The 218-nt window shown below is 50.5% G+C and carries 1 protein-coding gene; it reads left to right on the top strand.

Features of this window, described 5'->3' with window-relative positions:
- Positions 1–113: 113 nt before the first annotated feature.
- The coding region (locus H6B10_RS17445; RefSeq protein ID WP_275951118.1) for a precorrin-6A/cobalt-precorrin-6A reductase at positions 114–218 on the top strand (105 nt) is incomplete at its 3' end.

Here is a 218-nt window from a genome sequence, read left to right as displayed (position 1 = left end):
ATGGTGGTTTCCGTACCGCCGCCCAGTGCCAGTAAATTCACCTGCATCCTGCCATCCACTCCTTGCAAAAATCCAAAACATCCTGATAGGATTCTCCATCTTCTTCCGGACGGCTGGAACAGGCAGATATGATTCCGGTTCTGCAAGATAAGACGTTATGTATTGACGCCACACATCCCTACGCCACACAGGTGACTCAAAATATCCGGGAAGCGGCT

It is taken from the genome of Gemmiger formicilis (assembly GCF_016901605.1).
GTDB classification, from domain to species: domain Bacteria; phylum Bacillota; class Clostridia; order Oscillospirales; family Ruminococcaceae; genus Gemmiger; species Gemmiger formicilis_B.
Note: the sequence above shows the minus strand (reverse complement) of the source record. Positions and strands in the feature narration are given on the sequence as shown.